Origin of the sequence: uncultured Pseudoalteromonas sp. (assembly GCF_963922945.1) — a bacterium.
Classification (GTDB): Bacteria; Pseudomonadota; Gammaproteobacteria; order Enterobacterales; family Alteromonadaceae; genus Pseudoalteromonas.
The window spans coordinates 1-2,273 of the sequence record NZ_CAWUKC010000178.1; the positions used below are offsets into that span (position 1 = coordinate 1).

Annotated in this window: 2 protein-coding genes and 1 pseudogene; all 3 read right to left on the reverse strand. The window is 40.9% G+C overall.

Annotation, left to right across the window (positions count from 1 at the left end):
• On the reverse strand, nucleotides 1-1,286 hold a 1,286-nt coding region (locus tag AABI99_RS18110; RefSeq protein ID WP_338367512.1), incomplete at its 3' end, for an ATPase, T2SS/T4P/T4SS family.
• Between the two features lie 146 nt (nucleotides 1,287-1,432).
• Nucleotides 1,433-2,053, reverse strand: a complete 621-nt coding sequence (gene coaE / locus AABI99_RS18115; protein WP_338367513.1) for a dephospho-CoA kinase — start codon at nucleotides 2,051-2,053, stop codon at nucleotides 1,433-1,435.
• 1 nt (nucleotide 2,054) lies between these two features.
• A pseudogene (locus AABI99_RS18120) lies at nucleotides 2,055-2,273 on the reverse strand (prepilin peptidase); the annotation flags it as partial.

The following is a 2,273-nucleotide window of genomic DNA, read 5'->3' on the forward strand; positions in this document are numbered from 1 at the left end:
ACGCCCATATTTAATAAACGCGTTATGGTTTCTGGCGCTGAGTTAGTATGTAGAGTTGATAGCACTAAGTGACCTGTTTGCGCTGCTTTAATAGAGATTTCTGCAGTTTCTAGGTCACGTATTTCACCAACCATCACCACATCAGGATCTTGACGTAAAAAGGCACGCAAGGCGTTGGCAAAGGTCATTTCGGCTTTAGGGTTAATTTGTACTTGGTTAACCCCTTCAAGGTTTATTTCTACCGGATCCTCGGCGGTACTAATGTTTCGCTCTGGTTGGTTAAGTATATTTAAACCGGTATAAAGCGATACTGTTTTACCCGACCCGGTAGGGCCGGTTACAAGTATCATACCTTGTGGTTGCCCAAGCGCATCCATATAAAGCTTTTTTTGGTCTTCTTCGTAACCTAATACGTCTATACCTAGCATAGCGCTTGATGAATCAAGAATACGCATTACTATTTTTTCGCCCCATAACGTAGGCATAGTACTTACACGAAAGTCGATGCTTTTACGCTCGGTCATTTTTAGCTTAATACGGCCATCTTGTGGTTTGCGTTTTTCAGCAATATCAAGGCGCGACATTACTTTTATACGCGCCGATAGCTTACTTGCTAAGGTATTAGGTGGGTTGGCAACTTCGTGCAAAATACCATCAATACGAAAGCGAATGCGGTATTTATGCTCGTAAGGTTCAAAGTGTAAATCAGAGGCGCCTTTTTTTATGGCATCCATTAAAATTTTATTGATATAAACAATGATTGGCGCATCGTCTTTATCGTCATCTTTAGGTGTGGTTTCTTTAGGGCCTTCAGTATCTAAGTCGGCAAACTCTTTAAATTCATCGGCACTTAAATCTAAGCTGCCTGCAGCATCAAGAAGTTGCTCAATTTTGTTATCCAGCTGAATATAGTCAACCACGACTATTTCGCACGATAAGCCGGTGCTAAATTCAAAGTTTTCAAAGGCACCGTAATCGGTCGGATCTGAGGCGGCAATGTATACTTTTCTGCCTTTTTGAACCAGCGGTAAAATATGGTGTTTACGTATTAGTTTTTCTTTAACTAAGTCTTCGGGGATTTGAGCGGGGTCGAAGTCTTTTAAATCAAAATACGGTACGCGAAATAAGTCTATGCATTGCTCAGCTAGGTCGTTGCTGTCAATCTTTCCACATTTAGATATAAGCTCGGCGGTCGAGGCAAACTCTTGCTGTTTTGCTTTTACGGTATCGGCATCAATGCGGCCAAGCGTTATAAATTTTCTCAATAACGGTGAGTTAATATTCATTGCGCACCTATTTTAGTCCTTCAATAGTTAACAATTTATCAGAAAAAAGCAGGTGATTATATTCGATGTGCTTATCAACACCTTTTTTGCTAACTAAATTACGAGTGTGTGTTGTTATGACCGCGTTAAGGGGCATTAGTTGTATTCTATACTGCATATTGTAGGTAATTTTTATGAAGAACAACAAGTTCTGCATGAACAAGTGATAAATCGCGGTCATTATTTAAAATATCATCGGCTTTATTTTGTTTTTCTTCACGTGGCATTTGCGATGCTATGATGCTATTTACTTGCTCAAGGCTAATGTTGTCGCGTTTCATAGTTCGTTCAATCTGCACAGGCTGTGGTACATCAATTAATAAAGTACGGTCGCAGTAGTGATTAAGTTTATTTTCGAACAATAATGGCGCCACTAATACAACATAGGCACTGGTGGCATTATTTAAATCGGTGAGTATTTTTTCCCGAATAAGTGGGTGTAATAGTGCGTTGAGCCACTCTTTTTCATCATTGTTGGTGAATATTTTAGTGCGCAGGGTTGCTCTGTCTAATGTGCCATTGGGTAGTAAAATACCCTCGCCAAAGTGTTCAATAATTGCATTTAGCCCTTTGCTGTTAGGGGCCACTACTTGGCGGGCAATAATATCGGCATCGACGACGCAAATACCCAGCTCTTCAAACATATTACTCACGGCGGTTTTACCGCAGCCAATACCGCCAGTTAAACCTAATACCCAGCTATTTATTTTAGGAGTTTGTTCACTCATGCTAGTAACCAATTAAATTAAAATACGCAGCTTGAATTTGAGCGCCCCACAAAAGTGTTATCCAGCCTGCTATGGCTAAGTAAGGCCCAAAAGGAATGGGGGTAGCCTTGTCTTTTCCTTGAATACTTAAAAGGGCAATGCCAATAACAGCGCCCACCACGCTTGAAAGCAAAATAATGGTTAATAGCGACTGCCAGCCAAGTAGTGCGCCAAACACGGC